The organism is Stenotrophomonas maltophilia, from assembly GCF_002799155.1.
GTDB classification, from domain to species: domain Bacteria; phylum Pseudomonadota; class Gammaproteobacteria; order Xanthomonadales; family Xanthomonadaceae; genus Stenotrophomonas; species Stenotrophomonas maltophilia_R.
This window is the reverse complement of sequence record NZ_NERD01000002.1, coordinates 609145-629895: the sequence shown is the minus strand read 5'-3', so window position 1 is coordinate 629895 and position 20751 is coordinate 609145. Positions and strand designations below refer to the sequence as shown.

The window sequence follows — 20751 nt, the reverse complement described above, 5'->3', positions numbered from 1 at the left end:
TCCGCGCTTCGGGCTATTGGCGGCGCCCGAGAGTTGCCCTACATTGCGCTTGCCGACGGGGTTCGGCGCCGACCAAACAACCAACCGTTCACGGAACAGGAAACCATGGCAAAGACCGCTAAGAAGGCTGCCCCGAAGAAGGCAGCGAAGAAAGTCGCGACGAAGGCAGCCGCCAAGCCGGCCGCTCCGAAGCCGATCAAGGAAGTGCTGACCAAGTCCGGCCTGGTTGCACACATCGCTGAAGCCTCCGGCGTCGTCGCCAAGGACGTCCGCGCTGTGCTGGCCTCGCTGGAAAGCGCCGTCGCCTCCTCGGTGCACAAGAAGGGCGCTGGCTCCTTCACCCTGCCGGGCCTGCTGAAGATCACCACCGTCAATGTGCCGGCCAAGCCGAAGCGCAAGGGCATCAACCCGTTCACCAAGGAAGAGCAGTGGTTCGCTGCCAAGCCGGCCACCACCAAGCTGAAGGTGCGTCCGCTGAAGAAGCTGAAGGACGCCGCGCTGTAAGCGCGCGCCCCAACGCGGAATCCGACGGGACGGCTCTGGCCGTCCCGTTTTTTTGTCCGGACCACACCCCGCAACACAGCGTTGCCGCGGCCCCGGCAATCCCCGTGCAGGCTCGCCACCAGTGGCTGCCGGCGCTCCGCAAAGGGCGCGGAACGTACCGGGTGGAACACTGCGTGCAGCGCCGGCCATCGCCGCCGGCCGTGGCCTTGCCTATGGTGGGCACATCCTCCACAGCTACGGCGAGCATACCCTCATGGCCAGCCCCTCCACCCGCTACCGGATCTCGGTGACCCCGATCGAAAAGGACGGGCTGCAGTGCACCGGGCGCTGCACCATCGAACTGGAACACCGCGCCAGCCGTGACCTGATGCGCCTGCTGGAGGCGGCTCCGCGTACCGCCGGCATCAGCGGCGACGAGCGCGCGACCCTGGTGATCGCCACCCAGCTGCTGCGCGACATCGTGCAGCGCCACGCCGGGACCGACGGCCACGCACTGGCCGCCGTCGCGGCACAGGTCCTGCCGGCGCTGGACGCGCTGGAACAGCTGCCCTCCTCCCGCTGAGCCCCGCGCAATCGCTACACTGCCGCCCTCCAGATTGCCTCGGGGAGGAGGCAGGCATGCGCAGGATCCTGTTGCTGATCGCACCACTGGTGCTGCTGGGTTGTTCACGCCCGGCAGCACAGACGAATGTTGAAACCGCGCCAGCGCCCGTTGCCGCTGCCGCCACCGCAGCAGCGGACATCCATACCGGCCCCGATCCCGCAGCGCTGCAGGCGAGCGATGTGCCGCTGCTGTCCGCCGTCGCCGACAGTGCCGAGCCACCCTCGACGATGCTCAACCGCTACGTGGCGGCGCTGCTCAACCGCGACCGCGCCTCCAGCAATGCCGCCTGGACGATCCCGCCCAGTGATCCGCGGCATGCGGACGACGCCGCGCTGCGACAGCTGCGGGACCTGCGCACCCTGCGCCTGCACAGCGATACCCCGATCGCCCGCGACGACCGGCAACCGCCACAGCTGCTTGAAGTGCCGGTGCAGATCCGCGCGGTCACCGCCAACGGCACGTTCCGCTTCGGTGGCTGGTACCGCGTGCAACCCAGCAGCGACGGCAGCGCCTGGCAGATCCAGTCGGCGCAGCTGCGTCCAATGCTGGACTGAACCGTTGCAGCCGCATGCACGCGCGATTCAGCCTGCGCGGCTACTCTGTGATCCATCCATTCCCTGCCCATCGGTCACCGCCATGCGCCTGCGTTCCCTGATGACCCGCCTTGCTGCCTCCACCGTACTGATCGCTGCTGCGATCGGCGCACAGGCGGCTCCCTCCATTTCCGGCCGCGAACTGTCGGTGGGTGCCAGCGACGTCCAGCAGTATCTCGATGGCAGCTTCCCGCGCACCCAGGACGCCCTCGGCGGCCTGATCGCACTGACCATGAGCCACCCGCAGCTGAGCCTTCCCGCCGGCGAGCGCTTGAACCTGGGCATGGACGTGGCACTGGCCACCGCTGGCGGCAACCCGGCCAAACTGGGTACGGTGAAGCTCAGCAGCGGCCTGCGCTACGACGCGCAGACCCAGGGTTTCCACCTGCAGCAGCCCAGCGTGGATGACTTCACCCCGGCCAACCAGGGCGGTCGCCTCGACTCACGCACCCGTGGCCTGCTCAATGCCTGGCTGAGCGACTACGCCCAGCGCGAACCGATCTACAAGCTGGACCCGGCCGTGGCCGGGCTGCTCGGCGCGCTGCAGGTGCAGTCGGCACAGGTGAAGAACGGCAAGCTGGTGGTCACCTTCAACCAGAACCTGGGCAACCTGGTGCCGGCAGGCGTGCTGGGTAAATGAGGTAGTGCCGCTGGCCCGCAGCGCAATCACTGCATCTGCCGGCCAGCAGCCGGCACTACCGGCAAAGCATCACGCGGCGAGTGCCTTGACCACCGCCTCGCTGAAGGCGGGAATGTCGTCCGGCTTGCGGCTGGTGATCACGTTGCCGTCGACCACCACCTCGGCATCGCGCCAGTTCGCTCCCGCGTTGGCCAGGTCCTGCTGCAGGGACGGCCAGGACGTCAGCTTGCGGCCATCGGCCAGCCCGCTATTGATCAGCAACCACGGGCCATGGCAGATCGCCGCGACAGGCTTGCCGGCTTCATCCACCGAGCGGATGAAGCTGAGTACCGCATCGTCGGTACGCAGCGTGTCCGGATTGATCACACCTCCTGGCAGTACCAAGGCATCAAAGCCCGACGGATCCGCCTCGTCCAGCGGGATGTCCACCGCGACGGCGTCGCCCCAGTTCTTCTCTTTCCAGCCCTTGATGGTCGCCTCCTTTGCAGGCGACACCACGCTGACCCGCGCACCTTCCGCTTCCAGCAAACGCTTGGGTTCGGTCAGTTCGGACTGTTCGAAGCCGTGGGTGGCAAGGATGGCAATCTGCTTGCCCTTCAATCGCTCTGCCATGGATGCACTCCGGTTGGGGGAGCCCACAGAATGGAAGAACGGCCCTTGCGCGGCGGTGACCCCGTCGTGCACGGCAGGTGGAGAGCCTCCAGGCAGTGCCGGCCGCTGGCCGGCACTACGGGCCCGGTCAGCGCTTGGGCTGCAGCATGGTACCGGTGCACTTGGGCGAGCCGCAGCGGCACTCCCAGATCTTCTTCAGCTTGGCCGTGTGGCGCTCGGCCAGGGTGATGCCGTAGTTGTAGGTCAGCTCCTCGCCGGCCTTGATATCGCGCAGTGCCTCGATGAACACCTTGTCGCCCCGGCTGTCGCCGTCCTCGTCTTCCTCGATCACCGCCTCGCAGTTCGGATCGCAGCTGTGGTTGATCCAGCGCGCGTCATTGCCCTTGTAGTTGGCATCGATCACCCAGTCATCGTTGAGGGTGAACAGGAAGGTGTGGCCGCTTTCGACGTCGCCGCTGTCGTCGGCATCAACATCGCCGTGGCTGCGCAGCAGGCCCTTGTACTGGATCACGCGCTCGCCCTGCTTGATCGGGGCCACGGCGAACACGCCGTTGCCATGGATGGCGGACTTGCGGGCTTGGATCTTCTTCGGCATCGGCACGGGCTGTTTGCAGCGAATGGAACCGGGATTCTCGCCCATTCCGGGTGATTGCGAAAATCACCCCGTTGGCGCAGCATTGCGCCGTGGCTGCGGCCCGGTGTGTTCTCCCGGCCCGCCCCCAGCGCCGGCTGAATGCCCGGGTTGGATGGTGGCGAATAAAAGCGTACAATTTCAGTCCGCTTTAAGAACCACTCGCATCCCCATGTTGCGCGTCACCAAACTCACCGATTACGCCACCGTCGTGCTGACCGTGCTCGCCGCCCGTCCGGGCGAAGTGCTCAGTGCCACCGAGCTGGCCGAATTCACCGGCCTGGAGCCGCCCACGGTCAGCAAGGTCCTCAAGCCGCTGGCCCAGGCCGGCCTGGTCGAGGGCCTGCGCGGCGTTCGTGGCGGCTACCGGCTGACCCGCCCGGCCATCGAGATCTCGCTGTTCGAAGTGGTCGAAGCGATGGAAGGGCCGCTGGCCCTGACCGAATGCAGCCACGACCACCACCAGTGCGGCATGGCGCCCAAGTGCGGCGCGCGCAGCAGCTGGCGGCTGATCAACGACGTGGTCTCCGAGGCCCTGCGCGATGTCACCCTCGCCCAGATCCTGCCCCCTCTTCCCCTTGCCGATGACGAACAGCGCCGCACCATCGCTGTCGATGTCGTCTCCTGATCCGTAGGCAGCCCCCCATGGCCACCGAAACCATCGAAAACGTCGCCCACGGCGACACCCCCAACCGCGAGATCCACGAGCAGCTCGGCCGCAAGTATTCGGCCGGCTTCATCACCGAGATCGAATCGGACTCCCTGCCGCCGGGCCTGGACGAGGACACCATCCGTGCCCTGTCGGCCAAGAAGGACGAGCCGGAGTGGATGACGCAGTGGCGCCTGGACGCCTACCGCCACTTCCTGACCATGCCGATGCCCGACTGGGCCAAGCTGGAGATCGCCCCGATCGACCTGCAGGCGCTCAGCTACTACTCCGCGCCGAAGGGCCCGAAGTACGCCTCGCTGGATGACGTGCCGAAGGAACTGCTCGACACCTACGACAAGCTGGGCGTGCCGCTGCACGAGCGCGCCAAGCTGGCCGGCGTGGCGGTGGATGCGGTGTTCGACTCGGTGTCCGTGGGCACCACCTTCCGCAAGGAACTGGCCGAGAAGGGCGTGATCTTCTGCTCGATGTCCGAGGCCATCAAGGAACACCCGGAGCTGGTGCGCCAGTACCTGGGCACCGTGGTGCCGGTGGGTGACAACTACTTCGCCGCGCTCAACTCGGCGGTGTTCTCCGATGGCAGCTTCGTGTTCATTCCCAAGGGCGTGCGCTGCCCGATGGAACTGAGCACCTATTTCCGCATCAACGCCGGCCACACCGGCCAGTTCGAGCGCACCCTGATCGTGTGCGAGGACAAGGCCTACGTCTCCTACCTGGAAGGCTGCACCGCGCCGATGCGCGATGAGAACCAGCTGCACGCCGCGGTGGTCGAGCTGGTCGCGCTGGAAGATGCGGAGATCAAGTACTCCACGGTGCAGAACTGGTACCCCGGCGACGAGAACGGCGTCGGTGGCATCTACAACTTCGTCACCAAGCGTGCCGAATGCCGGGGCGCACGCAGCAAGGTTACCTGGACCCAGGTCGAGACCGGCTCGGCCATCACCTGGAAGTACCCGTCGTGCGTGCTGCTGGGCGACGACTCGGTCGGTGAGTTCCACTCCGTCGCGCTGACCCACCACCGCCAGCAGGCCGACACCGGCACCAAGATGATCCACGTCGGCAAGCGCACCAAGAGCAAGATCGTCAGCAAGGGCATCAGCGCCGGCCGCGGCCAGAACACCTACCGCGGCCTGGTCAAGGTCGACCGCAACGCCGACGGCGCGCGCAACTACACCCAGTGCGATTCGCTGCTGATCGGCAAGCAGTGCGGCGCGCACACCTTCCCCTACATCGAGGTGAAGAACCCGGGCGCCACCGTCGAGCACGAGGCGACCACGTCCAAGATCTCCGATGACCAGCTGTTCTACTGCCGCGCCCGTGGCATCAGCCAGGAAGACGCGGTATCGCTGATCGTCGACGGCTTCTGCAAGCAGGTGTTCCGCGAACTGCCGATGGAGTTCGCGGTGGAAGCCAAGAAGCTGCTGGAAGTCTCGCTGGAAGGTTCGGTGGGCTGACCGCCCGACCCTGCCCTCGCAAACGCATTCTCTTTACCGGCGGGCCCTGGCCCGCCCCACGGAAACCCCCACCATGCTGAAGATCGAAAACCTCCACGCCCGCATTGGCGGCAAGGAAATCCTCAAGGGCCTGTCGCTGGATGTGAAGCCCGGCCAGGTGCACGCCATCATGGGCCCGAACGGCGCCGGCAAGTCCACCCTGGGCAACGTCCTGGCCGGCCGCGACGGCTACGAAGTGACCGAAGGCAGCGTGCAGTTCGACGGCGTCGACCTGCTGGAGCAGGACCCGGAAGCGCGTGCCGCCGCCGGCCTGTTCCTGGCGTTCCAGTACCCGGTGGAGATCCCGGGCGTGAACAACACCTACTTCCTGCGCGCCGCGCTGAACGCCCAGCGCAAGGCCCGCGGCGAGGAAGAACTCGATTCCATGCAGTTCCTCAAGCTGGTGCGCCAGAAGCTGGCCGTGCTGCACCTGAAGGACGAACTGCTGCACCGTGGCGTCAATGAAGGCTTCTCCGGTGGCGAGAAGAAGCGCAACGAGATCTTCCAGCTGGCCGTGCTGGAACCGAAGCTGGCGATCCTGGACGAGACCGACTCGGGCCTGGACATCGACGCACTGAAGAGCGTGGCCGACGGCGTCAACGCGCTGCGCGGCGCCGACCGCTCGTTCCTGGTCATCACCCATTACCAGCGCCTGCTGGACTACATCAAGCCGGATGTGGTGCACGTGCTGGCCGATGGCCGCATCGTCAAGAGCGGCGGCCCGGAACTGGCGCTGGAGCTGGAGGCACACGGCTACGATTTCCTGAAGGACCGGGTCGTGCCCGAGGCGGCGGTCTGATGAGTGCCCTGCTTGATTCGATGGCCCAGGCCTTCTGCGGCAGCGATGCGCGCCGCGAAGTGCTGGATGCGGCCCTGCGCGACGGCCTGCCGGCCGCCCGCAACGAAGCCTGGAAGTACACTTCGCTGCGCCAGCTGGAACGCCGGGCGTTCACCGCGACACCGTTGCAGGGCCCGGCGCTGGACGCCGCGCTGCTGGAAGACGTCCCGGCACCGCGCCTGGTGTTCGTCAACGGTCGCCTGGATGCCGCGCTGAGCGACGTGCAGGCGCTGCCTGCGGGCGTGCAGCTGCAGCCGTTGTCGGCGGCGCTGGCCGCCGGCGAAGACGCTGTGCGTTTCCTTGGCCGCCGCTACGAGCGCAGCGAGGAGATTTTCGCCCGCCTCAACGCCGCATTGGCCGACGAAGGCGTGGTGCTGCGCGTGGACGAAGGCGTGCAGGTCGAAGCACCGCTGCAGCTGGTATTTGCCAGTGTGGCCGGCGAGACCGACCTGGCCTGGCATCACCGCCACCTGATCGAACTGCGTGCCGGCGCCAGCCTCGGCGTGGTCGAGCACCGCTTCAGCGTCGGCGATTCCGCCCACCTGGACAACACGGTGCTGCACGCGCATGTGGCCCGCGATGCGGTGCTCAAGCACGCCCGCGTGCAGGCCGGCAGCGCGCGCCAGACCAGCTTCCTGCGCACCGACGCAGTGCTCGCCCGCGACGCGCAGTACCACCGCGTTGATCTGGAACTGGGCGCTGCGCTCAGCCGCCATGAACTGAACGTGCGCCTGGAAGGCGACAACGCCCAGCTGACCGCCAACGGCGTGCTGCTCGGCAATGGCCGCCGCCACGTCGAAACCCGCCTGGGCATCGACCACATCGCACGCGATACGAGTTGCGAACTGCTGTGGCGCGGCGTCGCCGCCAACCGCAGCCGCGTGGTGTTCCATGGCGGCATCCAGATCCGCGAAGGCGCCGACGGCACCGACGCGAACCTGTCCAACAAGAACCTGCTGCTGTCGGCCGATGCCGAGATCGACACCCAGCCGACGCTGGTGATCGACGCCGATGAAGTGAAGGCCGCGCACGGTGCGACCGTCGGCCAGCTCGATGCCAACGCGCTGTTCTACCTGCGCTCGCGCGGCCTGCCGCAGGCCCAGGCGCAGGCACTGCTGAGCGCCGCGTTCTGCCACGAGCCGCTGAAGATCCTGCCCGATGCGCTGCGTGCGCAGCTGGCACGCCGCCTGGACAAAGCCCTGGCCGAGGCGGGTGTGGCATGAACCTGTCCACGCCGCGCCCGATCGAAGAACGCACCGGCGCCCCCGACTGGGACCGCGTCCGCCTCGACTTCCCGCTGCTGATGCGCGAAGTGCACGGCAAGCCGCTGGTCTATTTCGACAATGCCAACACCGGCCAGAAGCCGGTGCAGGTGATCGGCGCGGTGGACGAGTTCTACCGACGCTACAACGCCAACGTCAGCCGCGCCGTGCATGCGCTGGGCAGCGAAGCCACCGATGCCTACGAAGGCGCGCGCAACACGCTGGCGCGCTTCCTCAACGTGCGCCCCAGCGACCTGGTGCTGTGCAGTGGCACCACCTTCGCCATCAACCTGGTGGCCTACTCGTGGGCGCTGCCGCGGCTGAAGGCCGGTGATGTGATCCTGATCACGCGCATGGAGCACCACGCCAACATCGTGCCGTGGCAGCTGGTCGCGCAGCGTACCGGCGCCACCATCCGCGTGGCCGAGATCACCCCCGATGGCGCGCTGGACCTGGATGCGCTGCGCGCAGCGATGACCCCGGAGGTCAAGCTGCTCGCCGTCACCCATGTCTCCAACGTGCTGGGCACGGTCAACCCGGTGCGCGAGATCTGCCGTGAAGCACGCAAGCGCGGCATCGTCACGGTGGTCGATGGCTCGCAGGCGGTGCCGCACCGCAAGGTCGACGTCGCCGCGATCGGCTGCGACTTCTACGCCATCACCGGCCACAAGATGTGCGGCCCGACCGGCACCGGCGCACTGTGGGCGCGCCGCGAGCATCTGGACGCGATGCCGCCGTTCCTCGGTGGTGGCGAGATGATCAAGGAAGTCAGCTTCGACGGCACCGTATTCAACGATGCCCCGCACAAGTTCGAAGCCGGCACCCCGAACATCGCCGGCTTCATCGGCCTGGGCGTGGCCGCCAACTATCTGCAGCAGCTCGGCCAGGAGAACGTGGAAGCGCGCGAAGCCGAACTGCTGGCGCACTTCACCGAAGAGCTGCGCCGCGTCGACGGCCTGCGCATCATCGGCGAGGCACCGGAGAAGGCCGCCGTGGTCTCGTTCCTGATCGATGGCGCGCATGCCCATGACCTGGCCACCCTGCTCGACCTGGAAGGCGTGGCCGTGCGTTCGGGCCAGCACTGCGCGCACCCGCTGCTGCAGTACTTCGGCGTCGCCGCCACCTGCCGTGCCTCGCTGGCGTTCTACAACACGCACGCCGAGATCGAGCGGTTCATGACCGCGCTGACCAAGGTCCGCAAGCTGCTGGGGTGAGCCGGAACAGCGGGGTCAGATCCCTTTCGCATCGCGAAAGGGATCTGACCCCATCAGCGAACCGGCCAACCGTCGCTGCGACTGCAATGCTCGCCGGATCGCCGCCACATCCGCGGCAGGAATACCCTCCTCGATGAACTCCGCATAGCGCCTGCGCCGTTCATCCAGATCCAAGGCAATCAGTTCGAATGCCGAATGCGGCTTGAGCAGCGCATTCGGCATGCCGTGCGCATTCGCCCGATAGCTCGACCAGCGATAGTCCCCCGGGCGCGCCACCTTCCCCGCCCGAACCGGGTTGAGCTCGATGTAGCGCTGGCAGGCCAGCAGATAGCGATCCGTATCGACCAGCGTCGAGTGGAAACGCCCCTCCCACAGGGTTCCCGTGCGGCCCTGCCGATCATTCACCCGACGTACGTAGGTCCGGCTCACCGCCTGCATCATCCGCGACAGCCCGCCGGAGACATCAGGCGTTGCCAGAAGATGGACGTGATTGTCCATCAACACATAAGCGTGGACACAGCAGTACTGCTGGTCCGCGTGCTGACACAGCAGGCGCAGGTAGGCCACACGGTCGTCATCCGTGAAGAACACGGGTTGGCGATTGTTGCCACGTTGAACGACATGTTGCGGGTAACCGGGAGCATCGATGCGTGGTGGCCTTGGCATGGGCTTCTCCTGGGACCAGGGGTCAGAGCCCTTCGCTACGCAAAGGGATCTGACCCCGAGCATCTGCCGATTCCGCACCCATGCCAGTCGGTCCATGGCCTGCCGTTGGGTCGGTAGACGCCGGGGTCAGATCCCTTTCGCCCCGCGAAAGGGCTCTGACCCCACGCCGCGCCCCCATTTGCGCCCGCCCCCGCCCCACCTAGAATGGGGCCATGACCACCCTGACCTTCCGCGCCGCCACGCCGGCCGACATCCCCGCCCTGATCGCCCTCGTCACCTCGGCCTACCGTGGCGACGCCAGCCGCGTCGGCTGGACCACCGAAGCCGACCTGCTGGATGGCGCCCGCATCGACGCCGAAGGCATCCAGGCCGACCTCGACCGCCCGCGCTCCACCATCCTGCTGGCCGAGCGCGAGGGCCAGCTGGTGGCCTGCGCCCACGTCGCCGATGTCGACGGCAAGGGCTACTTCGGCATGTTCTCGGTCGACCCGGCCCAGCAGGGCGGCGGCGTCGGCAAGCAGATGATGGACGCCGCCGAAGCACACGCCGCACGCGAATGGAAGGTGCCGGTGATGCAGATGACGGTGATCGACGTGCGCGACGAGCTGATCGCCTTCTACGAGCGCCGCGGCTATCTGCGCACCGGCATCAAGAAGCCGTTCCCGTACGGCGACGAGCGTTTCGGCATTCCCAAGCGCGACGACCTGCGCTTCGAGATCCTGGAAAAGCCGCTGGCCGGAGCCGCCGCGTGAGCGATACCTGGACCTTCGTCTGTGCCGGCACCGAGCTGCTGCCGGGTGAAATGAAGAGCGTGTTCGACGAAGTGACCGGCACGCCGATCGTGGTCTTCAACCTCGACGGTGAGTTGTACGCGCTGGAAGACCAGTGCACACATGAAGAGTTCGAGCTGTCCTCGGGCGAGTTCAACACGGCCGAAGGCAGCGTGGAGTGCGTGCTGCACGGCGCGCGCTTCGACGTGCGCGATGGCCGCGCCCTGTGCGCACCGGCCTATACCCCGGTGCCCAAGTTTCCGGTGAAGCGCGAGCACGACGCCGTCTGGACCCGCGACGACCGCGATTGAGGTGACGCTCGGCCCGCAGAGATCGCCCGTGGGGCGCTCCGCGAGAACCCCTGGGGTGGAAGGCCGGAGGCCACTGAGAAGCCCCTCAGGGCCCTTCCGGGCCATCCAGGTCGCCCGCCGAACGACGTATATGCGAATCATTATCGTTGATGTTATCCTGCGTAACATCTTCGTAACGATCCGCCCCCCGCGCCATGGCTTCGCCCGCGCCCACCGCCACGTTGTGCCAGCTCGCCCGCCAGGGGTGGCCGCTGCTCGTGGCCGCGCTGCTGACGCTGCTGCTGGGCTGGTCGGCCTTGCATGAAGGACGTGGCAGCGGTACCGCCACGCACGGCTGGCAGGCGCACACGGATGATCTTCACCAGGCCATGCCGTTGCCGCCCACGCCAGTGGACGAATGCCCGCAGCATGCCGCACCCGCACCGGAACCGCCGCTGGATGGCGAGGGCACGCCGCCCTGCGCTGGCATGGCAGGTCCCCGCGCCGCCCTGGTCGCACGTATCCCGCTGTGGCGCTCCGACGCCCTGCGCTGGCAGCTGCGCGACCCCGCACTGCGCCTGAACCCCGGCCACGCTCCGCCCGCACCGCACGCCAGCTGAGGCGCCCTGCGGCCGTTGCCGTGCGCCTGGACTCGTTCACCCCGTAGCCGAACATCCGCTCGGCGCTACAGAAACAGCCTCTTCTGCACGCCGTCGCGCATTCTGCGTCACGGACCTCGCCATTTTCCGATCCTAGCCACTGCACAAGCCATGACTCACATCAAGTCCCGCAAGCACGCACCGCGCGTTTCCCTGCTCGCCACCGCCACCCTGGCCGCCGGCTTCGCACCGCTGGCCGCACACGCCGCCGACAGTGCCGACGCGGGCTCCCGCAAGGCCACCGACCTGGACAAGGTGCAGGTGCGCGGCAGCTGGTTCAATCCGTCCTCGCCGAAGTTCACCGCTGAACTGCTGGACACCCCGAAGTCGGTGTCGATCGTGTCGGAGAAGCTGATCGCCGAAACCGGTGCAACCAACCTGCAGGATGCGCTGCGCATGGTGCCGGGCATCACCTTCGGTGCCGGCGAAGGCGGCAACCCGACCGGCGACCGTCCCTTCATCCGTGGCTTCGATTCGCAGAGCAACATCTTCGTCGACGGCCTGCGCGACGTCGGTTCGCAGACCCGCGAAATCTTCGATCTGGAGCAGGTGGAAGTGGTCAAGGGCCCGAGTTCGGCCTACGGTGGCCGTGACTCGGGTGGCGGCAGCCTGAATCTGGTGAGCAAGACGCCGAAGCTGAAGAACGAGACCAGCGCCAGCATGGGCATCGGTACCGACAGCTATGCGCGCGGCACCGTGGATGCCAACTACGTGCTGGGCGATGGCATCGCCGCCCGCCTGAACCTGATGAAGCACGCGTCGGACATCGCCGGCCGCGACGCCGCCAATGTCAGCCGCTGGGGCATCGCACCGTCGATCGCGTTCGGCCTGAACGGCCCGGCGCAGCTGATCGCCAGCCACTACCACATGCAGAGCGACGACCTGCCCGATGCAGGCGGTTTCCCCTACGGAAACCCGAATGGTGCACCGGCATCGAAGTGGGTCGACGGCCGCCCGATGGTGCCGGACCGCAACAACTACTACGGTCTGGTCGATCGCGACTTCCAGCGCACCCGCGCCGACATCAGCACCCTGGACGCCAGCTATGACTTCGGTGGCCACAAGCTGCGCAACATCGCGCGGCTGGGCAACACGAGCAATGATTACCTATGGACCCAGCCGGACGACAGCCAGGGCAACCCGAACAACTACGGCACCCTGTGGCGCCGTACCAACGCCCGCGCCGTCGACGTCAAGAGCTTCGCCGACCAGCTGGGCCTGACCGGTGCCTTCCAGACCGGCGCGCTCAAGCACAGCTACAGCACTGGCGTTGAGTACAGTGACGAGAAGATGACCCGTGGCAGCTATCTGATGACCCCGGGTACCAGCAACCCGCTGACCGGCAACAGCAAGTGCCCGACCATCGGCGCCGCCACCGGCTACAACTGCACCGATTTCTCCAATCCGAACCCGCGCGATCCGTGGGCGGCCACCCATTCGGTGTACCGCAGCGACAAGGCACTGGACGTCGAGCAGCGCACCAAGACCAAGTCCGCGTATCTGTTCGACACCATCGAACTCAACGCACAGTGGAGCTTCAACGTCGGCCTGCGTTACGACGATTACAGCACCACCCTGACCACTCCGGTGGCCGGCAAGGCACCGACCCGCGTGCGCAATGACAACGACTTCCTGAACTACCAGGCTGGCGTCGTCTTCAAGCCGCTGGAGAACGGCAGCATCTACCTGTCGTGGGGCACCTCCTCGACCCCGCCGGGCATGGACGGTGGTGACGGCTCGGACGGCCTGAGCGCCGCCGTGGCCGACCTCAAGCCGCAGGACACCAGGAACCTCGAACTGGGTACCAAGTGGGACCTGTTCGACAAGCGCCTGAACCTGACCGCGGCAATCTTCCACACGGTGATGAACAACGCACGCGTGACCGTCGACAACGGCACCAGCCAGAACGCCGGCAAGAAGGAAATCAACGGCTTCGAGCTGGGCTTCACCGGCCAACTGACCGACGCCTGGAGCCTGTATGGCGGCTACACCTACCTGGACTCGGAACTGAAGGACAACGGCTTTGTCTGCGCCGTGTCCGGTCGTACCTGCCCGTCCAACGTCTACGTGCCGTCGCCGTACAACGGCAACGTGTTCCCGAACACCGCCAAGCACAGCGCCAACCTGTGGACCACCTACCGCTTCCCGATCGGCCTGACCATCGGCGCCGGTGCGTTCTACTCGGACAAGCAGTACGGTGATGTCGCCAACACCAAGTGGATCCCGAGCTACACCCGCTTCGACGCGATGGCCAGCTACGCGATCCAGGACAACATCAGCCTGCAGCTCAACGTGCAGAACCTGACCGACAAGACCTACTTCACCAAGGCCTATGCCTCGCACTACGCGAGCATCGCCCCAGGTCGCTCGGCCACCCTGGCACTGAACGTGAAGTTCTGATGTAACTTCGCTCCACCACGGCGGCAGGGTCTCCTGCCGCCGTTTTTGTTTCCGGCGATACTCACGCCCATGGTTACCCGCACTCCCATCGACAGCGATGCCCTGGCTGAGCTGCTGCAGCACGATCCGCAGGCCGCGTTCGCGCGCGTTCGCGCGCGTGCGCGACGCCGCGCAGGCCGGACAGGTCGACGCACAACTGCTGCTCGCGCAGATGCACATGGAAGGCAAAGGCACCGCGCAGGACGCCTCGGCCGCGCTGCTCTGGTACGAAACCGCCGCCAACAACGGCGCGCCGATGGCGATGAACATGCTCGGCCGCTGCCATGAGCTGGGACAGGGCACCGCACCCGACCCTGCGCTGGCGGCGGTGTGGTACCGGCGCGCCGCCGACACCGGCCTGGACTGGGGCCTGTACAACCTGGCCAACCTGCTGGCCACCGGACGCGGCATTCCGCAGGACCGCGCGCAGGCACTGGCCCTGTACACCCGTGCCGCGCACCTGGGCCACGCCAAATCGATGAACCTGCTGGCCCGCCACCTCGAAGACGGGCTGGATACCGCACCCGATCCGCAGGCGGCGCTCGCCTGGTACCAGCGCGCGGCCGAAGCCGGTGACTTCCGCGGCCAGGCCAACTACGCCTCGATCCTGCTGCAGGCCGGCCAGGTCGAGCAGGCCGTGCACTGGCTGCGGCTTGCACTGGCACACGGCAGCCCGGCGTTCATGGCGCACATCGTGCCGGAGCTGGCCGCGTCGCCGCATCCACAGGTGCGCGCCCTGGTCGCACCGCCGTCCCTCTGAGGAGTTCCGCATGCTGCTGCATATTCCCGACATCCTCGGCGCCGACCAGGTGGCCGACTTCCGCCGCCGCCTCGACGCCGCCGACTGGACCGATGGCCGTGAAACCGTCGGCCATCTGGGCGCGCAGGCCAAGCACAACCAGCAGCTGCCAGAGGCTTCGCCGCTGCGCCGCGAGCTGGGCGAGATCATCCTCGTCGCGCTGGCCCGGCACCCGCTGTTCTTCAGCGCCGCGCTGCCGCTGAAGTACCTGCCGCCGCGCTTCAACCGCTACAGCGGTGGCGGCACCTATGGTTTCCACGTCGATGGTGCGGTGATGAACCTGGCCAATGGCGAGCAGCTGCGCTCGGACATTTCCTGCACCCTGTTCCTGTCCGCGCCCGAGGAGTACGAAGGCGGCGAGCTGATCATCAGCGACACCTACGGTGAGCACGAGGTAAAGCTGCCGGCGGGCGACCTGATCGTGTATCCGTCCAGCAGCCTGCACAAGGTCAACCCGGTCACCCGCGGCGCGCGCGTGGCCTCGTTCTTCTGGGTGCAGAGCATGATCCGCGACGATGTGCAGCGCCGCCTGCTGTGGGAAATGGATGGCTCGATCGAGCGCCTGCGGCAGACCGGCGGCGACGCCGAGGCGGTGCTGCAGCTGACCGGCGTGTACCACAATCTGCTGCGGCGCTGGAGCGAGGTCTGAGCCCCCGCCGGGCCGGCCTGCGACAATTTGGCAATCATTCTCATTTGCAACGGCTAACAGCTCTCATTACAATCACGCCCCGTTGATGCCGGCCGCTGCCGGCAGACCCTTGGGGATCCCCGCTTGCTGCGCCCGCTTCGCCCTCGTCCACTCATCCATCGCAAGATGGGCACCGCCATGCGCGGCCAGCGTCCCGCGCTGGCCAGCCTGCTGGCGTGGGTGGCGATGCTGGCCTTGCTGCTGGGCACCCTGCCGCTGCTGCCACAGGCCCACGCCGGAATGGCCGTGCAGATGCCGCTGGAAGAGCGCGGTGGTGAAGGCCCCTCGCAGCAAGAGGCACCCGCCAAGCTGCGCCGCTGTGCTGCGGCTCCGGTGAAATCTGCCGAAAAGACCCGTCCGCCATTACTGCTGGCCAGCCAATGGCTGCGCACTGAACTCGACCTCGTACCCGCCACGCCGGCCATGCCTGGCGTGCGCCCGGACTGGCCGCTGGCCGCTCCGGACACGCCCTGGGCCGATGCGCCCGGGCGCCGCCAGCAACGCGGCCAAGCGCCGCCGCTCGCCTGATTCACGGCCCCGCGTGACCGCCTGCGCGGTCGCGCCTGCGCGCCGCTGCCTGCTTCATCCCTGCCGCCCCTGACCGGGCCTTCCGTGCCTGCCGCGCCCTTCGCGCACGGCGTCGCACCACCCTGCATCCTTCGAGGTAACTGCCATGGCCCAGCGCCATCGTGTCCGTTCGTCCCTGTCCCGTACCCTGCTGACCAGCGCCGTGCTGGCGGCTTTCGCCAGCCCTGCCTTCGCCCACGGTGACGCCGCCGGCGCGCCGCAGACGCTGGACAAGGTGGTGGTCACCGCTTCCGGCTTCGAACAGAAGGTGATCGATGCCCCGGCCAGCATCAGCGTGGTCAGCCGCGAAGAGCTCAGCAAGCGCCCCTACACCAACCTGGTCGACGCGCTGCGCGACGTCGAAGGCATCGATGTCGGCCTGGAAGCCAGCGACAAGAACGGCCGCGCGACCATTTCCATGCGCGGCCTGCCTTCCGAGTACACCCTGGTGCTGATCGACGGCCGCCGCCAGAGCAATGTCGGCCAGTTGTATCCGAACAACTTCGGTGGTGGGCAGTTCGCCTACCTGCCGCCACTGGATGCCATCGAGCGCATCGAGGTGGTGCGCGGTCCGATGTCCACCCTGTACGGCTCGGATGCGATGGGCGGCGTCATCAACATCATCACGCGCCGCAACCAGGACAGCTGGCACGGCGCGCTGACCCAGGGCTTCACCGTGCAGCAGGACGACCAGTTCGGTGATGCACGTACCACCGACGTGTACCTCAGCGGCCCGCTGGTCAAGGACCGTATCGGCGTGGCGGTACGCGGCAGCTACTACGACGCCAAGGCCTCCAATCCGGAATGGGAGGCGCTGACCCTGCCCGATGGCAGCCTGTGGGAACGCAGCATCGGCTTCGGTGGTGGCGGCAAGTCGGTGGCCAATACCAACTGGAACACCGGCGTGCGGCTGAACTTCCATATAAACGACGACCACGAGCTGTGGCTGGACTACGACGTGTCGCGGCAGAAGTATGACAACAGCGAAGGCCAGACCGGCACCCTCGACAGCCTGGCCAGCCTGTGGCGCGTCGGCAACGCAGTGATTCCCAACCCGAACGGCAGCGGCACGGTCACCCGCCGCGTGGTGCAGCCGCGCGTGGGCTACACCGCCTACCAGCGCTACGAGCGCGACCAACTGTCGCTGACCCATCAGGGCCGCTACAGCTTCGGCACCTGGCAGACCTCGCTGACCCACAGCAAGAGCAGCAACCTCGGCCGCTCGCTGCCGCTGACCCTGGACGAACGCGCCAACCTGCAGACCCTGTGGAACGACGTCTGCCGCCGCACCGGTGCCGCCAACAACTGCGCGGCCGGCCGTGGCAATGCACTGGCCGCTCTCAACCCGGCCGAGATGGCACGCCTGCAGGCGTTCCTCCCGCGCCCGCTGCGCACCATGGAGCTGGACGGCTACGTGCTGGACACGATGCTCGACCTCGACTTCGGCGCGCACAAGCTGACCGTTGGCGGCCAATACAACGACACCGACATGGTCGACGGCGTGTTCGGCATGGATGGCGCCGGCTACCGCAGCAACATCAGGCAGAAGCACCGCATGTGGGCGCTGTTCGCCGAGGACAACTGGGCGCTGACCGATACCCTCACCGCCACCTTCGGCCTGCGCTACGACGACCACAACGTGTTCGGCAGCCATGTCAGCCCGCGCGGCTACCTGGTGTGGAACGCCAGCGACGCATGGACCTTCAAGGGTGGCGTCAGCACCGGCTACAAGACCCCGCGTCCGGACCAGTTGTTCCCGGGCATCACCGGCTTCGGTGGACAGGGCGTGCTGCCGCTGGTGGGCTCGCCCAATCTGAAGCCGGAAACCAGCACCAACTACGAGCTGGCCGCGTACTACGAAGGCCAGCGCTGGGGCTTCAATGTCACCGGCTTCTTCAACAAATTCGAGGACAAGATCGCCAGCGGCGGCACCTTCCCGAACTGCGAAGTGGCCCGCGCCGGCAGTGGCTACTGCGTGGACATCGGCCCTGGCTGGGCAGCACTGGGCTACAGCACCTTCACCCAGAGCGTGAACATCGACAAGGCCGAGACCCGTGGCGCCGAACTGGCCGCCCACCTCGACCTGCTCGACAGCCTGCAGCTGCGTGGCAACTACACCTGGACCAAGAGCGAGCAGACCAGCGGCCCCGACAAGGGGCGCCCGATCTCAGGCACCACGCCGGCGAAGCACATGGCCAACGCCAGCCTCAACTGGCAGATCAACGAAGCGGCCAGCCTGTCGCTGATCGGCGAGGGCCGTTACGACCGCTATCGCGACACGCTGATCGACAGTACCGGCGCCGGCCACGTCCGCTATTACGAGAACTACACGATCTTCCACCTCGCTGGCAGCTGGAAGGCCACGCCGTGGCTGACGGTGAACGCGCGGGTCAACAACCTGTTCGACAAGGACTTCGTTTCGCAGTCGTGCCTGCTGCTCAATCCCAGCGAGTTCAGCTGCGTGGACGACTACGCAACCAAGGACCAGCGCCGCAGCTACTGGATCTCGCTCAACGCGAAGTTCTGATCGCCGCGCACCGCCCTGCTCTCGTGGGTGCCAACCTTGGTTGGCACCGCTTCATCCACGCATGGCGTGGATCTACCGACCTGCGGCAGGCCGGCCGCTGGCCGGCAGCCGACAACGCCTCTGGGATACAGAACGATACGCAATTGCGAGCTATTCTCACCAATGATGTAATGGGCAGTCCGCCGTCAGCCCGAACCACGCCGTGAGCCGTCCTGCTTCTTCCACCGTGCAGCAGCAACAGAACCGTGGCTTCTGGCTGCGGACGCTGCACCAGTGGCACTGGATCAGCTCGGCGGTGTGCCTGGTCGGCATGCTGCTGTTCGCGGTGACCGGCCTGACCCTCAACCATGCAGCAAAGATCGAAGCCAAGCCCCAGGTGCAGAACCAGCACCTGGAACTGCCGGCCACGTTGCTGGGCCAGCTGGGCACGCGCGAAGACGGCAACGCGCCGATTCCGGGCCCGGCCCGGCAATGGCTGGACACGCAGCTGGGCATCGCCATCGGTGGACGCCCAGCCGAGTGGTCGGCCGAAGAGATCTACCTGTCGCTGCCGCGCCCCGGTGGCGACGCCTGGCTGAGCATCGACCGCCAGACCGGCGCGGTGGAGTACGAATCGACCTCGCGCGGCGTGGTGTCCTACCTCAACGACCTGCACAAGGGCCGCAATGCCGGCCCGGCGTGGGGCTGGTTCCTGGACCTGTTCGCCGTGGCCTGCCTGGTGTTCTGCGTCACCGGCCTGTTCCTGCTGCACCTGCATGCGCGGCAGCGGCGCATGACCTGGCCGCTGGTCGGGCTCGGCCTGATGATCCCGCTGCTGATCGCCCTGCTGCTGATCCACTGACTTTCCTTCGTTTCCGGAGCCGCCCCATGCGCGTCACCCTGACCATCGCCCTCAGCGGCCTGCTGGCCACCTCGCCAGCCTATGCCACCACCCTCGACATCAACGTCGAAGTGCCCAAGCTCAACGTGGCCGAGTACCACCGCCCGTACGTGGCGGTGTGGCTGGAAGGCGCCGACCAGAAGGTCGCGGCCAACCTGTCGGTCTGGTACCAGCAGACCAGCAACAGCGAAGGCCACGGCACCAAGTGGCTGCCCGACCTGCGCCAGTGGTGGCGCAAGAGCGGCCGTACCCTGCAGGTGCCGGTGGACGGCGTGACCGGCCCGACCCGCCCGGCCGGCAAGCACGCACTGTCGTTCAGCGACAAGCAGCCGGCCCTGAAGCAGCTGGCCCCGGGCAACTACACCCTGGTGGTGGAAGCAGTGCGCGAAGTGGGCGGCCGTGAACTGCTGAAGATCCCCTTCACCTGGCCGGCCACCGCCGCGCAGAACGGCAAGGCGCAGGGCGCCACCGAACTGGGCCAGGTCACCCTTGCCGTCAAACCCTGAAAAGGGGACGGAGGGGATTAAGTCGTAATCCCCTTCCCCTTGTCGCATCACCCCGTATCCACTGGAGTCTTCCGCATGAAGCGCACGCTCGTCCTCGCCGCCGCCCTGGCCGCTGCCCTTCCCTTCTCCGCCCTGGCCCACAAGGCCTGGCTGCTGCCCTCGCAGACCGTGATCGCCGGCAATGCGCCGTGGATCACCGTCGACGGTGCGGTCTCCAACGACCTGTTCTACTTCAACCACGTGCCGCTGCGCCTGGAGTCGGTGGTGATCACCGCCCCGGATGGCAGCACCGTGCAGCCGCAGAACGCGTCCACCGGCAAGTACCGCAGCGTGTTCGATGTCGAGCTGAAGCAGCCCGGCACCTACCGCATTGCGTCGGTCAATGACGGCCTGTTCGCCACCTACGAGCAGAACGGCGAGCGCAAGCGCTGGCGCGGCAGCGTGGCGACCCTCGGCGAACTGCCCAAGGATGCGAAGAAGCTGGACGTGAGCCAGTCGATCGGCCGCGTGGAGACCTTCGTCACCAACGGTGCACCGAACGACACCGCACTGAAGCCGACCAACCGTGGCATCGAACTGGTCGCCGTCGGCCACCCGAATGATCTGTTCGCCGGCGAGGAATCCACCTTCCGCGTACTGGTCGATGGCAAGCCGACCGCAGGCCTGGAGTTCGAAATCGTGCGTGGCGCCACCCGCTACCGCAACGCGCAGGACGAACTGAAGCTGACCAGCGACGCCAAGGGCGAGATCAAGGTGACCTGGCCGGAAGCCGGCATGTACTGGCTGGAAACCGGCACCGAGGACAACAAGACGTCGGTCAAGCAGGCCGCCAAGCGCCGCCTGAGCTACGTCGCCACGCTGGAAGTGCTGCCGCAGTAACGTGGACCGCGATGCCGGGCTCT

23 protein-coding genes are annotated in these 20751 nt (G+C 67.0%); 20 read left to right on the top strand and 3 right to left on the bottom strand.

Annotated features, from left to right (window positions below; genetic code table 11):
* The first annotated feature begins 105 nt into the window (after positions 1–105).
* From B9Y82_RS03515 to B9Y82_RS03500, 4 genes are all read left to right on the top strand, one after another.
* Entirely contained in the window at positions 106–504 is a 399-nt protein-coding gene (locus tag B9Y82_RS03515) for an HU family DNA-binding protein (RefSeq protein WP_072168628.1), read from the top strand.
* Between the two features lie 253 nt (positions 505–757).
* On the top strand, positions 758–1066 hold the full coding sequence (locus B9Y82_RS03510) for a DUF3861 family protein (protein ID WP_100471551.1): 309 nt from the start codon (positions 758–760) through the stop codon (positions 1064–1066).
* Between the two features lie 56 nt (positions 1067–1122).
* Positions 1123–1662 carry a hypothetical protein gene (locus B9Y82_RS03505; protein WP_100471550.1) on the top strand — a complete coding sequence of 180 codons (540 nt, stop codon included), beginning with the start codon at positions 1123–1125 and terminating at the stop codon, positions 1660–1662.
* 82 nt (positions 1663–1744) lie between these two features.
* Positions 1745–2341, top strand: coding sequence for a DUF1439 domain-containing protein (locus tag B9Y82_RS03500; RefSeq protein WP_012510326.1), 597 nt, complete (start codon positions 1745–1747; stop codon positions 2339–2341).
* Positions 2342–2410: 69 nt separating this feature from the next.
* Here B9Y82_RS03500 and B9Y82_RS03495 read toward each other — a convergent pair whose 3' ends face one another.
* Positions 2411–2953, bottom strand: a complete 543-nt coding sequence (locus B9Y82_RS03495) for a type 1 glutamine amidotransferase domain-containing protein (protein ID WP_100471549.1) — start codon at positions 2951–2953, stop codon at positions 2411–2413.
* Positions 2954–3080: 127 nt separating this feature from the next.
* The gene (locus B9Y82_RS03490; protein WP_012479369.1) at positions 3081–3548 is read right to left on the bottom strand and encodes an SET domain-containing protein; all 468 of its coding nucleotides are present in this window, start codon (positions 3546–3548) and stop codon (positions 3081–3083) included.
* A 208-nt stretch (positions 3549–3756) separates the two neighbouring features.
* Between B9Y82_RS03490 and B9Y82_RS03485 the strand changes: the two genes are divergently transcribed.
* The 5 genes from B9Y82_RS03485 (at position 3757) to B9Y82_RS03465 (ending at position 9058) form a co-directional block, all read left to right on the top strand.
* Complete coding sequence (locus B9Y82_RS03485) at positions 3757–4212, top strand: SUF system Fe-S cluster assembly regulator (protein ID WP_005408436.1); 456 nt, start codon at positions 3757–3759, stop codon at positions 4210–4212.
* Between the two features lie 17 nt (positions 4213–4229).
* Complete coding sequence (gene sufB, locus B9Y82_RS03480; protein ID WP_100471548.1) at positions 4230–5705, top strand: Fe-S cluster assembly protein SufB; 1476 nt, start codon at positions 4230–4232, stop codon at positions 5703–5705.
* Positions 5706–5778: 73 nt separating this feature from the next.
* Positions 5779–6543, top strand: coding sequence for a Fe-S cluster assembly ATPase SufC (sufC, locus tag B9Y82_RS03475; RefSeq protein WP_100471547.1), 765 nt, complete (start codon positions 5779–5781; stop codon positions 6541–6543).
* Positions 6543–7805: a Fe-S cluster assembly protein SufD gene (gene sufD, locus B9Y82_RS03470; RefSeq protein WP_100471546.1), complete on the top strand. Its 1263-nt coding sequence runs from the start codon at positions 6543–6545 to the stop codon at positions 7803–7805. Before sufC ends, sufD begins: the two co-directional genes overlap by 1 nt.
* On the top strand, positions 7802–9058 hold the full coding sequence (locus tag B9Y82_RS03465; protein WP_100471545.1) for a cysteine desulfurase: 1257 nt from the start codon (positions 7802–7804) through the stop codon (positions 9056–9058). Before sufD ends, B9Y82_RS03465 begins: the two co-directional genes overlap by 4 nt.
* Before the next feature lie 15 nt (positions 9059–9073).
* Here B9Y82_RS03465 and B9Y82_RS03460 read toward each other — a convergent pair whose 3' ends face one another.
* Positions 9074–9724, bottom strand: a complete 651-nt coding sequence (locus B9Y82_RS03460) for a transposase (RefSeq protein ID WP_100471544.1) — start codon at positions 9722–9724, stop codon at positions 9074–9076.
* Positions 9725–9936: 212 nt separating this feature from the next.
* Here B9Y82_RS03460 and B9Y82_RS03455 point away from each other — a divergent pair, with 212 nt between their 5' ends.
* The 11 genes from B9Y82_RS03455 to B9Y82_RS03405 all read left to right on the top strand — a co-directional run bounded on the left by B9Y82_RS03455 (position 9937) and on the right by B9Y82_RS03405 (position 20728).
* Complete coding sequence (locus B9Y82_RS03455) at positions 9937–10476, top strand: GNAT family N-acetyltransferase (protein WP_100471543.1); 540 nt, start codon at positions 9937–9939, stop codon at positions 10474–10476.
* Positions 10473–10805, top strand: coding sequence for a non-heme iron oxygenase ferredoxin subunit (locus B9Y82_RS03450; protein WP_100471542.1), 333 nt, complete (start codon positions 10473–10475; stop codon positions 10803–10805). Before B9Y82_RS03455 ends, B9Y82_RS03450 begins: the two co-directional genes overlap by 4 nt.
* 194 nt (positions 10806–10999) lie before the next feature.
* On the top strand, positions 11000–11404 hold the full coding sequence (locus tag B9Y82_RS03445) for a hypothetical protein (RefSeq protein ID WP_100471541.1): 405 nt from the start codon (positions 11000–11002) through the stop codon (positions 11402–11404).
* Positions 11405–11554: 150 nt separating this feature from the next.
* Entirely contained in the window at positions 11555–13843 is a 2289-nt protein-coding gene (locus B9Y82_RS03440; RefSeq protein ID WP_100471540.1) for a TonB-dependent receptor, read from the top strand.
* 97 nt (positions 13844–13940) lie between these two features.
* Positions 13941–14642, top strand: coding sequence for a tetratricopeptide repeat protein (locus B9Y82_RS03435; RefSeq protein WP_238381533.1), 702 nt, complete (start codon positions 13941–13943; stop codon positions 14640–14642).
* 10 nt (positions 14643–14652) lie between these two features.
* The gene (locus B9Y82_RS03430; RefSeq protein WP_100471539.1) at positions 14653–15330 is read left to right on the top strand and encodes a Fe2+-dependent dioxygenase; all 678 of its coding nucleotides are present in this window, start codon (positions 14653–14655) and stop codon (positions 15328–15330) included.
* A gap of 165 nt (positions 15331–15495) precedes the next feature.
* Positions 15496–15897 carry a hypothetical protein gene (locus B9Y82_RS03425; protein WP_100471538.1) on the top strand — a complete coding sequence of 134 codons (402 nt, stop codon included), beginning with the start codon at positions 15496–15498 and terminating at the stop codon, positions 15895–15897.
* Between the two features lie 145 nt (positions 15898–16042).
* Entirely contained in the window at positions 16043–18463 is a 2421-nt protein-coding gene (locus tag B9Y82_RS03420; protein WP_100471537.1) for a TonB-dependent receptor domain-containing protein, read from the top strand.
* Positions 18464–18665: 202 nt separating this feature from the next.
* Positions 18666–19304 (top strand): PepSY-associated TM helix domain-containing protein, encoded by a 639-nt coding sequence (locus B9Y82_RS03415; protein WP_100471536.1) that lies wholly within the window; start codon positions 18666–18668, stop codon positions 19302–19304.
* Positions 19305–19330: 26 nt separating this feature from the next.
* Positions 19331–19849: a DUF2271 domain-containing protein gene (locus B9Y82_RS03410; RefSeq protein ID WP_100471535.1), complete on the top strand. Its 519-nt coding sequence runs from the start codon at positions 19331–19333 to the stop codon at positions 19847–19849.
* Between the two features lie 75 nt (positions 19850–19924).
* Positions 19925–20728, top strand: coding sequence for a DUF4198 domain-containing protein (locus B9Y82_RS03405; protein ID WP_100471534.1), 804 nt, complete (start codon positions 19925–19927; stop codon positions 20726–20728).
* Positions 20729–20751 lie beyond the last annotated feature (23 nt).